Here is a 13,522-nt window from a genome sequence, read left to right as displayed (position 1 = left end):
TTACAATAAGCTGAACATGAGTAATTGACTTTTTAATAATGTCGTGAACATCTACCCTGTCCTTACTTATATCTAGTTGATTTTTTTCTAGTTTTGAGATTCTAAGAACATTTTCAACCTGAGCATGCATTCTTTTATTCTCTTCCTTTATCATTTGCAAATACCGTTGTACCTTTTCCTGATCTCCAATAATTTTTGGATTTTTGATCGCTTCAACCGCCAAGTTTATTGTAGCAATGGGTGTATTAAACTCATGTGTCATGTTATTTATAAAATCTGACTTTATTTCTGAGATCTGCTTTTGTTTTATTAACTGATAAATCGCTCCCGAATATGCCACAACTATAATAAGTGTGAAAACCAAAGATAAAATGGCCATTCCCAGAATCGATTGCAGTAAGAACTTTTTCTTTTTGGGAAAGGATAATAAGAGTGTAAAATTACTCATTCCCTCACTGTTCTTAAAGAATGGAGCTTTATAAACTGTTGTACCTCCTAATTTGAATCTTTTAGATTTTACCTTAGTCGGTAGGCCCTTGCTATAGACTCCATATTCATATTCAATATCCATACTACGGTTTTCCAACTCTCGGTCTAGCAATAATTCTATCTCTTGTTTTGAAACACGTTTATGAATTGGAACTTTTTCTGCATATTCCCTATAGACATCGTCAAAAATTGCCTTATCTATGGTTGATAAGCCACCTACTTTCTCCAATTTTTGTACAGGATTTAGTTTATAGCTTTTACCATCCAATCCAAAATCTTCCTTATAAACCGTTTTGGTGCGTTTACTGGTGTAATTTTTTATTGTTGTGGTATCATTACCATTGCTATTGTCAAAGAACGTAGAGGCGATATTATAATCCTCTTCTAAAATTCCATGCGAGTAAAATAAAATCTCGTTAGAATTTAAATCACGATCAATAAAAAATATGTTACTTAAATGGGAACTCTTAAATTCTCCTACACTATCCTTAAGATTTAAAAATCTCTCAGAATAGTCGTCCATTTCACGGTCTTCAATTTTGTCCGTTACTTTATTAAGAACTTCCGATACTGCATTTGAAAATTGTTCTTCTTTATCTTCTACAGAACTTTTTATCCAATACAATTGTACAGAGATAATCCCAATAAGAGAGAGGCTCATTAAAATGACCAGGCTAACAAATAATCTCTTATTCATCGATTTAGTAAATTTAAAAATTTAACATTTAGCGGATTGCCTGTTTAACCTAACCTTAACAAAAATGTTAAAAAAGCTGTTAGGCTACTATTTTAGTAAGTTGTTGGTGAATCTGTTGAACTTGCAATTTGGTCTGATCTAAATCTATATTTTCGATAATATAATCTGATAAAGGCATCTTTTTAGAATCGTCCCATTGATTCTCCATTCGTGCTAAGATCTCTTCCTTTGCACCATTGTCTCTTGCTATGATTCTTTCTAAGCGGACTTGTTTTGGGGCCTTCACAAGTATTATCTTATCAAAATTGCTATAGGAATTGTTTTCAAAAAGTATTGCTGCCTCCTGAATCACATATGCTGCTTTTCTGCTTTTTACCCACCTAAGAAAATCGTTTCTAACAGCTGGATGCACAATTTCATTGAGCTTTTGAAGTAATTCCTTATTATTAAAAACCTTGTCGGCTATATATTTCTTGTTTAACCTTTCCAACACATATGAATCTTTTCCTAACAGATCCATAACAGCAGTTCTAATCTCCTTAGAGTTTTTCATTAACTTTTTAGCTCTCAAATCCGAATTATAAACAGGGACACCCAATTCTTTAAACAGTTTAGCCACTGTTGTTTTTCCACTGCCAATCCCTCCGGTTAATCCTATAATCTTCATTGACGTTTCAAGATAAATTCCACTTCATTTTTCATTAGTTGAACACTGTACACATCTTTGGGTTTTTCAATAAGGCTTACTTGAAGGTTTTGATTTTCACCTCTTTGTTCCTGAAAATTAGCAACAACTTTAAAATCCATAGGGCTAATATCTTTTAATCGGTCAATTCTGGCCTTACAAAGTACAGAAATTGTGTTGGGAAAAGTTTTTATCTGAGTTCCCTCCGGAAGATTAATAACCTCCACTGGAATTTCAATTAATTTTTCAGAGAATCGAAAAACATTCCCTGAGATTCTTACCTTTTTTTCAGAAAGTTCCGAATTCTTAAGCTCTTCCGGCAAAACCAAATCAACTACAATGGAAAAATCCTCAGTAATTTCATTGAGCTCAACTTCCGATGTAGAAGCTGAATTTATTAAATCCAACTCCTTTTTTGGTCCCGATATTGAAATTAGTGAAGGTTCTATCTTTAATTTGCCTTCTACAAGATAATTCTGGGCCGGATTTAAGCTAATATTTGGAGAGATGGGAACCTCTTTTGATTCAACCTTGTAGAAATCCAAAAACAACGTATCCCTATCTACCTCCAAAAGGGTGATAGAGCCGGATAATTGACTCTCTATCTGTTTCCTGAAATCGAGTTGGGTAACATAAAAATTTGATTGATTAGTAGCCATATTAGACAAATCAACCTCAATTTTTTTGCCATTATAATAATATCCCAAGAACTGAAACCCGCTGGCTCTAAGTCTTACATCAACATTTTTTAAAGAGTTATCACCTAAAAGGAGACTGTCAGGTATGTTAATATATTCAAGGTCAAAAGTTGTACGGTCAACATAGGTTTCAGATAATCTGCTAACAAGCCAGGCAAGGAAAGAGCACAAAAGGAAGATTAAAAATATATTTATCTTTCTTTTATCATTACTCCTTTTGGCTTCTTTATGCTCCATTAAATCTGTTTAAAAAACAATTCGGGAAAAAGTTCCTGTGGTTTACTTTTGGTAAAATTAACTAAGATTACTGATTTTAGAAAACCATATCCATAACCAAGAAACTGAATCAATACAGCAATAATAGCCAAAAAGGCAACCATAAGGTTTTTATTCTTTGTTAAGGCATCTAAAAAAATAAACGAAAAATACGCGGTATAAAGTATAATGGGCCATAGATATATTCCCGACCCAACGAACAGCAATAATAGCGAAATTATAAGTCCTATACAGAAAAAGGAAGGAAACCAGTAATATATTCGGGAAGAACCTGGATGCCATGCATTAAGAATTGGACGTACCATGCCAAACTTTTTAACCTGTATAAAGAATTTATTGAAACTTATTCTTCGCTTATGATAAACAAAAGCCTCACTAATTAATTTGGTGTCATACCCTTTTTTCCATAAACGCATACTGAGGTCGGGGTCTTCTCCCGGATGTATATTTCCAAAGCCCCCCGAGTCTTCATAAGCCTTTTTGGAAATCCCCATATTAAAACTTCTGGGCTGAAATTTATCGATAGTTTTATTATTTCCCCTAATACCTCCGGTGGTAAAAATAGAAGTCATCGCATAATTTATCGCCTTTTGGATATTTGAAAATGACTCATGTGCGGAATCAGGGCCACCAAAACAATCTACGTACTTTTTGTTTAAGCTAACAGCTATTTCTTTCAGATAATTTACAGGAATTACACAATCTGAATCCAATATGATAAAATAATTCCCTTTAGCGTGCTCCATACCAAAATTCCTGGAATGTCCAGGACCTGTATTATCTTTAAAAAGATAAGTAATATTCAGTGTTTCTTTGTAATCATCAATTACAGTTTCAGATGTAGTAATAGAGCCGTCTTCAATAATGACTATTTCATATGATTTATCATAGGTCTGATACACCAAACTTTCCAGCAGTTCGCGAATTTCATCAGGTCTGTTAAATACTGGAATGATTAAAGAAAAAGAAAGTTCCATATCTCAATTAGCGTATACATAAAAGCCATCCTCTATTGGGATGGCTTTCTGATTTTTTAGATACTGTTATTCCGTAAAATGCTCAATTACCTCATGGCTAACACCAGTATTTGAAAAACCACCATCATGAAACAAATTCTGCATCGTAACTTTTCTTGTAAGATCTGAAAAGAGAGATACGGTATAATCTGCACAATCCTGAGCGGTTGCATTACCTAAGGGAGACATCTTTTCTGCATAATTAATAAAACCATCAAAACCCTTTACACCCTGACCGGCAGTAGTTGGGGTTGGAGATTGAGAAATTGTATTAACTCTTACCTTTTTCTCTTTGCCAAAAAAGTAGCCAAAACTTCTGGCCACAGATTCAAGATAAGCTTTGTTGTCTGCCATATCATTATAATCTGGAAATGTACGTTGGGCAGCCATATACGTTAATGCTACTATACTTCCCCATGAATTCATTGCATCTGCTTTGTATAAACTTTGCATAACCTTATGGAATGAAAGAGCAGAAACATCCCAACCTTTAGCTGTAAAATCATACTTTTCATCTGTATATGAACGCCCTTTTCGGACATTAACCGACATTCCGATTGAATGTAAAACAAAATCCAGTTTTCCCCCCAGAATTTCCATGGACTTGGTAATCAAATTATTTAGATCATCTTCATTGGTAGCATCAGCGGGAACTACTTGCGAACCAGTTTTCTCTGCAAGGGCATTAATCTGACCCATCCGCATGGCAATAGGAGCATTTGTGAGAACAAAAATACCGCCTTCTTCATGTACACGCTCCGCGGTTTTCCACGCAATTGAATTTTCGTCAAGTGCCCCAAAAATAATTCCCTTTTTCCCTTTTAATAGATTATATGCCATGTTTAAAGTGCTTTGGATTAATTTGAAGTCAAAGATATCTAAAAAAGTAGAAACTAAACTGCTCCTATAAGATATTTGAAACGCACCGGGAAGGAGGAAATAAAATTAAAGATCGATTTAGCTTTTTAATTTAAAAGCTCCCGGGCATGCGCCAGAGCAGAGTCGGACATGCTCTTGCCTCCAAGCATTTCAGCTAATTCAAAAACTCTTTCATCCTCAAGTAATTCTTTCATTTGAGTTTGAGTACTATCGCCCTCAACTATTTTAAATACTTTAAAATGATGATCTCCTTTGGAAGCAATTTGGGGAAGATGCGTAATAGAAAAAATCTGCATATTCCTGCTCATTTTTTGCATAATATCCCCCATTCTGTTTGAAATTTCACCGGAAACTCCACTATCAATCTCATCAAACATTAAGGTCGGTAATTGTTCGTAGCGGGCAAGTAACGATTTTATTACAAGCATAATACGAGAGAGTTCTCCTCCGGAAGCAACCTTTTTTAAAGTATTATAATCTGACCCTTTGTTCGCAGAAAATAAAAACATTAGAGTGTCTATACCGTTAGTACTATACTCTTGGGTTGGAATAACTTTAATATTAAAAGTAGCATTAGGTAATCCAAGGGATTGCAAAGAATGTTCCAGCTTTTCCTTTATTTCTGGAATTACCGCTTTACGGCGAACAGATAACGAATTGGCTTCTTTATCCAGCTCATTCTTCAATGCCTCAAGTAAATTCCTTTTATCCAGAATTTCTTCTTCAAGATTTTGTGTCGCACTAACCTTTTGTGTAAGTGCTTCCTTTATAACAATTAATTGAGAGACATTAGTTACCTCATGTTTTCTCTGCAGGTCGTATATGGCATGTAATTTAGTATTAATTTCTTCAAGTTTCCCTGGATCGGGTTCGATAGAATCCTGAAGCGTTTGTATTTCTTCGGCTATGTCTTTCAATTCAATAAAAACTGAATCTATTCGTTCTTTAAGATTTCCAAACTTGTTTCCTATAACGGATAGCTTTCCCGAAGTTAATTTAAGTTCCTGCAGCAAACTTACAATACCTATCTGTTCATCGCTCAACAGGTGGTTTCCTTTGGATAGATTTTCAAGAACGGTCTCAACATTATTTAATTGTTGGAACTGATCTTCCAGTTTTTCCTGCAGCCCTTCTTCAAGATATATAGCATCCAATTCATTTAACAAGAAAGTATTGTAATCATGTTCTTTAATAGCATTTTTTTGAAACTCAATGAGTTCATCAAATTCCTGTAAAGTAGTTTTGTATTTTGTTAGTTTATTTTTGTAAGCATTCAGGATCTTTGTATTATCTGCAAAAGCATCAATTAGTTTTAATTGAAAGTCGTGTTCTGTCAACTGCAATGTCTGGTGCTGTGAATGAATATCAACAAGTCGTTTCCCTAATTGCGTTAATATATCCAGTGTAAGTGGAGAGTCATTTACAAATGCTCTCGATTTACCACTAGGATGAATTTCCCTACGTACAATAGTATTAGAGTCAAACTCCAGATCATGCTCAATAAAAAATGATTCTAAATTATAATTTTTGATATCAAAAACAGCTTCAATTATACATCTACTGTCTTTATTTTTTAATGAAGACATGTCTGCTCGTTTTCCTAAAACTAAGGAAAGGCCTCCTAAAAGAATAGACTTGCCTGCACCTGTTTCACCAGTAATGGTAGTAAATCCCCCCGTGAAGTTTACATTGAGATTATCAATTAATGCATAATTTTTGATAGACAGATTTATCAGCACAGCTATATTATATAATATGATCTGTAAAGATAAATTATTATTGGAATGAAAATGACCTGGTTAATATGTTATTTCATCCCAAGTTGTGGAATAAAAAGGAGCTACTTTATTTAATGTCTCTTTTAGCGCAACAATATCTACTTTTGGTCCATCAGAAAAGATGTCTTGTATTTCCTCTGATTTAGCATCAAAGAAAGTTTGTATTAAGAATGCATTAGGTCTTCTTTGCGTTAAAGTCTCAAACAACCTCATAGACCCTGCTATAACTTGTTTACCAGTGCTATTGTTATCCCCTAAAATATCCAATCCCTTTCGGTGATAATTATACATGGCAATTCTATATTCTCTAAAAGTATTCGACAGCAGGTTATCAACCAATTCAAATCGTGTTCTATTATCTGAAGCCGTTTGCCTCCAGCCCGAAAAACTACTACCCTGAGCCTGAGTTACAATTTGTTGTGCCTCTTTGTAAAATTCTGTCCCTCCTTCCAAAGCAAAAGTATCTGCATCGAGTCCCAGGATTATATATACATAATAGGAAATAACTCCAACCAAGTTAGAATCAAATACATTCGGGTTATAAACCAAAGGTTCAAACTCTATATACTGAAAATTGAACTGATTGTCCTTATAATTAAAAATGGGGCTTTCATAAGAGGTATTAAATACGGGACGAGAAGACTGAATCTGAATATTTGCACTAAATCTGTCAGAGGCATAGTCCGTTACCGTAATAAACATCCTGGCATTTACTTTCTCATTATCCTTGTAAATCCTATTTGTCCATTGACTTTTATTAACAAAATCGTTCAATGCACGTTCTAAAGTCCCAAATATTTGTCTATTTGTCTGGTTTACCTGATCTGCATTAACTGTTATGGTACAATTAAGTTCCTGGGCGCTAATATAGTTAGCAAAAAGAAAGCTAAATAAGAGAATTAAAAAATTACGCATGGCCCCTACTGATGATTTCGTTCAATATGTCTAAAGCTACTTCAGCCTTATTCTTAACTTCAAACGTTTTTATCTCTAAATTCTTATCTATAAATGTTATTTTGTTAGTTGTTTTCCCGAACCCTGCATCTTCGTCATTAAGTGAATTCAGAACAATGGCATCTAAATTCTTTTTTCGTAATTTCTTTTTGGCGTTCTCGAGCTCGTTTTCAGTCTCCAGTGCGAAGCCAACTAAATATTGATCTTTCTTCTTATCTCCCATCGATAATAGAATGTCTTTATTTTTGACAAAATCAATTTGAAGGGTTTCAGATTCTTTTTTTATTTTTTGTTCGGATACCTTACTTGGCCTGTAATCAGATACCGCAGCAGCAGCTATGACAATGTCGCTATCATCATAATACTTATGAACGGCATTAAACATTTCTTCAGCAGATACAACCCTAACTATTTCTATGGCCGGATTTTCCGCTGTTAAGTCTGAAGGTCCTGATACCAAAACAATTTCTCCCCCAAGTTTGGCAGCTGCATTTGCCAGTTCAAATCCCATAAGGCCAGATGAATGATTGCCAACGAAACGCACTGGGTCTATGGCTTCGTATGTAGGCCCGGCTGTAATCAATATTTTTTTTCCTTTTAATGGCAAATTACTGGAAAGATATTCCTGCATAAACTGCACGATATCTTCTGGTTCTGCCATGCGTCCTTCTCCAAATAACCCGCTAGCTAATTCACCTCTACCGGCTGGAATCATAATATTACCAAAAGTCTGTAATTTTTTCAGACTCCCTTTTGTAGTTGGATGTTTATACATATCAAGATCCATAGCCGGGGCAAAGAATACCGGACATTTAGCCGACATATAGGTAGCCAGCAATAAATTATCACAAGTGCCACTTGCCATTTTACTCAGGGTATTAGCCGTAGCCGGAGCAATAAGCATTAAATCGGCCCATAAGCCAAGATCAACATGGTTGTTCCAATCCACACTAGCTTCTTCTTCTTTAATAAAACCAGTGAGGACAGGGTTTTTTGATAAGGTAGCTAAAGTAAGAGGGGTAACAAATGAAAGAGCGCTTTCAGTTAAGATAACCTTAACCTCAGCGCCTGCTTTGATAAATAATCTAACCAGAAAAGTGGTTTTGTAAGCAGCGATACCTCCGGTAATACCTAAAAGGATTTTCTTGCCGCCTAACATATTACTGTTGGTCTTTCTCTGTATTCCTATAGTAAATTTTATCTTCCAACCATTCCATTACGGCTAAAGCATGTGGTTTGGGAAGTTTTTCATAAAATTTAGAAACTTCAATTTGTTCCTTATTTTCAAATACCTCCTCAAGGCTATCACTATATGTGGCAAATTCTTCAAGTTTTTCCAGAAGTTCCTTTTTAATTTCAGAATTAATCTGGATGGCTCTTTTAGCAGTTATTGATATAGCCTCATAAATATTATCTGTATTCTTATCAAACTCATTTCTGTTAATGGTCACAGTTGAAACCGGGGCCTTGGAATTCTTCAAATCGTTCATATTCATTTTGAAAGGGTTTTTTGTTCGGAATAATTGTTTAATTGTTCATCTACTTTTTTAATCAAATCATTGGCAACTTCCGCATATTTCGTACCCGGGAAGTATTTGAACAAATTATTATATGCTAATTTTGCAGCATCAAGACGCTCTTTTTTGCGATTCTCTGTACTGTTTAAAGCTAAATTAGTAGTGGCTTCTATTTTCAGATAAAGTGCATCCTCATAAAAAATTGATCCGGGGTTATCTGAAATAAAATTATCTAAGGCTGCTATTGCAGATACACTGTATTCTAATATATATGACTTGCCAAGTTTTGTAAATTGTTTAGCAACTTCAAAAGCTTTCTGTTCTTTCTTAGTTGTCAATTCCTTTGCCATAATATTTGCCTCTGCAAAGAACTCAGATTCAGGGTACATATTAATAAACAACTGTAATTTGACTAAGGCCTTATCCGTATCAGTCTGGTCTACGGAATACCTGGGTGAAAGCATATAATAACTTTTCGCTCCAAGAAATGCAGCTTCAGAGGCCTTATCACTTTTGGGATATGACTTCAAAAAACGTTCAAACTGATAACCTGAAAAATTGTAATCCTTTATTTCAAAGTAGCTATTAGCAAAAAAGAACATTACCCGCTCTCCCTGTGGTTTGCCCACATATCCCGGAGCAATTTGTTCTAATAAACGATTAGCTTTTTTAAAATCCCCCTCTTTATATAGCTTTTCTGCAAGCTCATACTTTGCATTGGTATTCGGCTTTTTTAATACCTTCTGGTATTCGCCACATGAATTTAAGGCAATAAGGATAGTTAGTAAGAAAAAAAGATGTTTGGTTCTAAAAAACATTTTGCAAAATTAGTGATAATTAGCGGAATAAAAAACATTAATTAAACACTAAGATAGTACCTGTAAGGGCATTAAAAAGGGATTTTAATGAAGTTTTAACCCAAATTTGGCTTTTCAAATCTACTATGGATAAGGTAAATTGCGGTTTCGAGAAAAAATTAGACTATTAACTTAAACTCTATTTTTTGCAAAAGCCCTCATAAATTTGTCTATACGCCTTTTAAGTTCTATGGATACTTCTACCAATGGTAAACGCACTGTTGGTTCACAAATTCCATGAGTTTGCAAAATCGCTTTAATCCCTGCGGGATTTCCCTCCTCGAAAATTAATTTCATTCCCTCTATCATCGCATTGTGCAAGACAAAAGCTTCTTCTTCCTTACCTTGTAATCCCAACCTTATCATTCGGGAAAATTCATTTGGCAGACCTTGTCCTAAGACAGAAATAACCCCTACTCCACCCTCCAAAACAGTTGGCAATGCTGTAAAATCATCCCCCGAAATCACCAAAAAATCTGAGGGTAATTTATTTATCAAACTTCTCAACTGTACCATATCTCCTGCAGCTTCTTTTATGCCAACAATATTAGAACAATCATTTGCAAGCCTGAGAACCGTATCCGGTTCAATATTGCTTCCGGTTCTTCCAGGTACATTATATAAAATAAGAGGTTTTTCAGAGGCTAGTGACAGGGCTTTATAATGACGGTATATTCCTTCCTGAGTAGGCTTGTTGTAGCAAGGTGATACGGACAAGACCGCTGCAAAATCTTTAAGATTGGTTTGAAGTAATTCCTCACTTACAAGTTGTGTATTATTGCCTCCTATGCCAATAACGAGAGGAAGTCTTCCTGCGTTTTCTGCAACTACCACATCAATTACTAATTGTTTTTCAGAATTGGTAAGTGTTACAGATTCTCCGGTGGTACCTAATACAACGAGGTAATCAATATTTCCTTCAATGCAAAAATTTACTACTCGTTTTAATGCGTCAATATTAACAGATAAATCAAGATTAAAGGGCGTAATCAATGCAACCCCGGTTCCTAATAAATTTTTCATAGTTATTTACATCAAGCATTAATTTCGCCCAAAACTTTAAGATATTTTTTAAGCTCTTTCTTAAAAGTATTAAAATCTGAGAGCGATGTCTCCAATATTAGATCATTATACCGTTCGTCTATCTCCGAAAAACCAACATTAATTCTTGCTCTGGTTTTTATGGACATTAACTGCAGCATTAAATTCTCCTGATTAAAATAATTTACCAGCATATCGTACTCCCTGCTCAAAAACTCAAGGGCATAACTATTTTCTATATCCCCGTTCCAACCAAGGTCTTTATCTGAAAAAATAGGAGTGGCGTAAGGTGAATTTTTATCATAATAATTTTTGTATCCAATAATTTTAACCGCATTGGGCCTTAGTTTAAAGTCATCTACAAATTGGTAGAACAATTCTGCTTTATCAAATTGATCGAGATCTACAATAATGGCAATAGACGTTATGCCATTTTTGCGTGAAACAACATCTGGCGGATTTTCAAATTGTTCCTTTAAAAATTTCAACCCGGATTTGTGCTTAAATTTATCTTTAAGTGCCTTTAAAAACATGTACCTTTACCTTTAGACAAATGTAATTAATATCCAAGCAATTATTACGCTAAGATAAAAAGGATAATGGATTTAAAAATACAACATTTTGTTATTTTTGTAACAATCACTTGTCTTTCTGCCTGTAATGATGCACCTCAAAAACTTAGTAAAATATCTGGTCAACAGCTACCTATAACTGATTCTATAAATGTTACAGATTCAATAGATATTTTCGTAGCCCCCTACAGATCGCGCGTAAATGAAGTTTTAGATAGTACCTTGGCCTATGCTCCCAAGCAAATCACCAAAAATGACGGTAAATACAATACCTCAGCAGGAAACTTAATGGCTGATATAATACTCAGCGAAGCAAACCCAATTTTTAAATCGCGAACCGGCAATGATATAGATTTTGTAATTTCAAATCATGGTGGTATTCGAAGCATAATATCTAAAGGAAAGGTAAGTGCCAGAACAGCTTATGAAGTAATGCCATTTGAAAATTCAATTGTGGTTGTTGCAATTAAAGGCAAGTCGGTTAGAGATCTGATTTCTTTTCTAATAAACGCAAATAGTCCGCATCCCATAGCAGGGATGCAGATAGTTTTGAATAATAACGAAACCCTTAAGGATGTGAATATTCAGGGCTTGCCTTTTGATGAAAATAGAACCTATTATGTAGCTACATCAAATTATCTGGCAGATGGAGGTGACGATATGGGCTTTTTTAGGGATGATATCAACCCTGTTGATTTAAATTATTTGATTAGGAATGCGATGATTGATTATTTTAAAAAAGTAGATACCCTTAGAGCGAAAGTGGACGACCGCTTTATTAAAATTGAATAGAAATGAAGAGACGGGACTTTGTAACAAATTCATTTGCAGGTGGCGCCTACATTGGTATGGGTGGACTTAGCCTGAACGGTTGTGATTTTCAGAATTCCAAACGCATTACCATTCTTCATACCAATGATGTGCACAGTCATATAGATCCTTTTCCCCAAGGACATAATTCCTTTCCGAATATGGGTGGTATTGCCAGAAGAGCCACATTGATTCAAAATATCAGAGAGGAAAATCCATATACACTTTTATTGGATGCCGGAGATATTTTCCAGGGTACGCCTTATTTTAATTTTTATGGTGGAGAATTGGAATTTAAATTGATGAGCATGCTTAAATATGACGCTGCCACAATTGGTAACCATGACTTTGATAATGGTATTGAAGGCCTTTTAGCTCAAATGCCATTTGCTAAGTTTAAATTGCTCTCGGCCAATTATGATTTTACCAACACTGTTTTGCATGGCTTTGTAGAAGCATACAAAACATTTTCGGTTAATGGAATCAAAATTGGTGTATTTGGTTTGGGGATAAAACTGGCAGGCCTTGTAGGTAAGGACCTTTTTAAAGAGACTGTTTATCTTGATCCTATTGAAATTGCTCAGGATATGAGTGTTTTATTAAAGAAAGAAGAACAATGTGATTTGGTTATTTGTTTATCTCATTTAGGCTACTCCTATCAAGATGCTGAAAGGCCAAGTGACCTAAAACTAGCTACAAAAACAGATAATATTGATCTTATTATAGGCGGACATACGCATACATTTTTAGATAAACCCGTCATTAGACAAAATCGTTTAGATAAATCAGTTTTAGTGAATCAGGTTGGCTGCTATGGCATAAATCTGGGTAGAATCGATTTTTATTTTGATTCTAAAAAGAATATTAATTCAGAGGGGGTTTCCATTACTGTCTGATCCTTGTTAGACTTTTATTCTACTAAATACCATGAAATTAAATGGCTTCATATTTAAAGGTCATGGGGGTAGCTTCAGGTAAATCTGATAATCAAAGATATCCCAAGGGTACTTTAAATCAACAACTCCCATATTTTAAGGAAGGAGAGTTGGATCTCTCTATTTATTTTTTAGGTACTATTAATCTTAATATTTCACCCTATTCCTTTAAAATAGGAAAACCAAAATATTATTTTGATAGTATCCCATGGTCTGATTATATCCCACCAGAAAATTTTTATTTTTTTGATGTTATTTTCTTTTTCAGAGATAAAAAATACAAAGGATTAATTTATATGCCTGACCCAATTACCAAGG

The 13,522-nt window shown here is 34.6% G+C and carries 15 protein-coding genes; 3 read left to right on the top strand and 12 right to left on the bottom strand.

Annotation, left to right across the window (positions count from 1 at the left end; translation table 11 throughout):
• From WBN20_RS08390 to WBN20_RS08335, 12 genes are all read right to left on the bottom strand, one after another.
• Positions 1–1,186, bottom strand: a 1,186-nt coding sequence (locus WBN20_RS08390; protein ID WP_424281353.1) for a sensor histidine kinase, incomplete at its 3' end; no start/stop codon positions are given.
• A 79-nt stretch (positions 1,187–1,265) separates the two neighbouring features.
• Positions 1,266–1,853, bottom strand: coding sequence for a dephospho-CoA kinase (coaE, locus tag WBN20_RS08385; RefSeq protein WP_424274460.1), 588 nt, complete (start codon positions 1,851–1,853; stop codon positions 1,266–1,268).
• Positions 1,850–2,806, bottom strand: coding sequence for a CdaR family protein (locus tag WBN20_RS08380; protein ID WP_424281352.1), 957 nt, complete (start codon positions 2,804–2,806; stop codon positions 1,850–1,852). Before WBN20_RS08380 ends, coaE begins: the two co-directional genes overlap by 4 nt.
• Complete coding sequence (locus WBN20_RS08375) at positions 2,806–3,822, bottom strand: glycosyltransferase (protein WP_424281351.1); 1,017 nt, start codon at positions 3,820–3,822, stop codon at positions 2,806–2,808. Before WBN20_RS08375 ends, WBN20_RS08380 begins: the two co-directional genes overlap by 1 nt.
• A gap of 66 nt (positions 3,823–3,888) precedes the next feature.
• Positions 3,889–4,701, bottom strand: coding sequence for an enoyl-ACP reductase FabI (locus tag WBN20_RS08370; protein ID WP_424275315.1), 813 nt, complete (start codon positions 4,699–4,701; stop codon positions 3,889–3,891).
• A gap of 125 nt (positions 4,702–4,826) precedes the next feature.
• Complete coding sequence (gene recN, locus WBN20_RS08365) at positions 4,827–6,479, bottom strand: DNA repair protein RecN (protein WP_424281350.1); 1,653 nt, start codon at positions 6,477–6,479, stop codon at positions 4,827–4,829.
• 60 nt (positions 6,480–6,539) lie between these two features.
• Positions 6,540–7,433, bottom strand: a complete 894-nt coding sequence (locus WBN20_RS08360; RefSeq protein ID WP_424272497.1) for a DUF4835 family protein — start codon at positions 7,431–7,433, stop codon at positions 6,540–6,542.
• Positions 7,426–8,631: a bifunctional phosphopantothenoylcysteine decarboxylase/phosphopantothenate--cysteine ligase CoaBC gene (gene coaBC / locus WBN20_RS08355; RefSeq protein WP_424281349.1), complete on the bottom strand. Its 1,206-nt coding sequence runs from the start codon at positions 8,629–8,631 to the stop codon at positions 7,426–7,428. Before coaBC ends, WBN20_RS08360 begins: the two co-directional genes overlap by 8 nt.
• Position 8,632: 1 nt before the next feature.
• Positions 8,633–8,962 (bottom strand): DNA-directed RNA polymerase subunit omega, encoded by a 330-nt coding sequence (locus WBN20_RS08350; protein WP_424275318.1) that lies wholly within the window; start codon positions 8,960–8,962, stop codon positions 8,633–8,635.
• Between the two features lie 2 nt (positions 8,963–8,964).
• Entirely contained in the window at positions 8,965–9,807 is an 843-nt protein-coding gene (locus tag WBN20_RS08345; RefSeq protein ID WP_424275319.1) for an outer membrane protein assembly factor BamD, read from the bottom strand.
• 171 nt (positions 9,808–9,978) lie between these two features.
• On the bottom strand, positions 9,979–10,869 hold the full coding sequence (gene dapA / locus WBN20_RS08340; protein WP_424271789.1) for a 4-hydroxy-tetrahydrodipicolinate synthase: 891 nt from the start codon (positions 10,867–10,869) through the stop codon (positions 9,979–9,981).
• Between the two features lie 11 nt (positions 10,870–10,880).
• A complete protein-coding gene (locus WBN20_RS08335; protein WP_424281348.1) occupies positions 10,881–11,420 on the bottom strand; it encodes a DUF6913 domain-containing protein in 540 nt (179 codons plus the stop codon).
• A 66-nt stretch (positions 11,421–11,486) separates the two neighbouring features.
• Here WBN20_RS08335 and WBN20_RS08330 point away from each other — a divergent pair, with 66 nt between their 5' ends.
• The 3 genes from WBN20_RS08330 to WBN20_RS08320 form a co-directional block, all read left to right on the top strand.
• Entirely contained in the window at positions 11,487–12,251 is a 765-nt protein-coding gene (locus WBN20_RS08330) for a 5'-nucleotidase C-terminal domain-containing protein (RefSeq protein WP_424281347.1), read from the top strand.
• 2 nt (positions 12,252–12,253) lie between these two features.
• On the top strand, positions 12,254–13,165 hold the full coding sequence (locus tag WBN20_RS08325) for a bifunctional metallophosphatase/5'-nucleotidase (protein ID WP_424281346.1): 912 nt from the start codon (positions 12,254–12,256) through the stop codon (positions 13,163–13,165).
• 41 nt (positions 13,166–13,206) lie between these two features.
• Positions 13,207–13,522, top strand: a 316-nt coding sequence (locus WBN20_RS08320; RefSeq protein ID WP_424281345.1) for a hypothetical protein, incomplete at its 3' end; no start/stop codon positions are given.

This window comes from Eudoraea sp., assembly GCF_049665975.1.
Taxonomy (GTDB): Bacteria; Bacteroidota; Bacteroidia; order Flavobacteriales; family Flavobacteriaceae; genus Eudoraea.
This window is presented reverse-complemented; position numbering and strand designations above follow the sequence as displayed.

Coding starts and splice junctions, on each gene's coding strand:
- WBN20_RS08360 (WP_424272497.1), bottom strand. CDS start 7,433: ATGCGTAATTTTTTAATTCTCTTATTTAGCTTTCTTTTTGCTAACTAT.
- WBN20_RS08345 (WP_424275319.1), bottom strand. CDS start 9,807: ATGTTTTTTAGAACCAAACATCTTTTTTTCTTACTAACTATCCTTATT.
- WBN20_RS08380 (WP_424281352.1), bottom strand. CDS start 2,806: ATGGAGCATAAAGAAGCCAAAAGGAGTAATGATAAAAGAAAGATAAAT.
- WBN20_RS08325 (WP_424281346.1), top strand. CDS start 12,254: ATGAAGAGACGGGACTTTGTAACAAATTCATTTGCAGGTGGCGCCTAC.
- WBN20_RS08335 (WP_424281348.1), bottom strand. CDS start 11,420: ATGTTTTTAAAGGCACTTAAAGATAAATTTAAGCACAAATCCGGGTTG.
- WBN20_RS08375 (WP_424281351.1), bottom strand. CDS start 3,822: ATGGAACTTTCTTTTTCTTTAATCATTCCAGTATTTAACAGACCTGAT.
- coaBC (WP_424281349.1), bottom strand. CDS start 8,631: ATGTTAGGCGGCAAGAAAATCCTTTTAGGTATTACCGGAGGTATCGCT.
- WBN20_RS08330 (WP_424281347.1), top strand. CDS start 11,487: ATGGATTTAAAAATACAACATTTTGTTATTTTTGTAACAATCACTTGT.
- WBN20_RS08350 (WP_424275318.1), bottom strand. CDS start 8,962: ATGAACGATTTGAAGAATTCCAAGGCCCCGGTTTCAACTGTGACCATT.
- dapA (WP_424271789.1), bottom strand. CDS start 10,869: ATGAAAAATTTATTAGGAACCGGGGTTGCATTGATTACGCCCTTTAAT.
- WBN20_RS08370 (WP_424275315.1), bottom strand. CDS start 4,701: ATGGCATATAATCTATTAAAAGGGAAAAAGGGAATTATTTTTGGGGCA.
- coaE (WP_424274460.1), bottom strand. CDS start 1,853: ATGAAGATTATAGGATTAACCGGAGGGATTGGCAGTGGAAAAACAACA.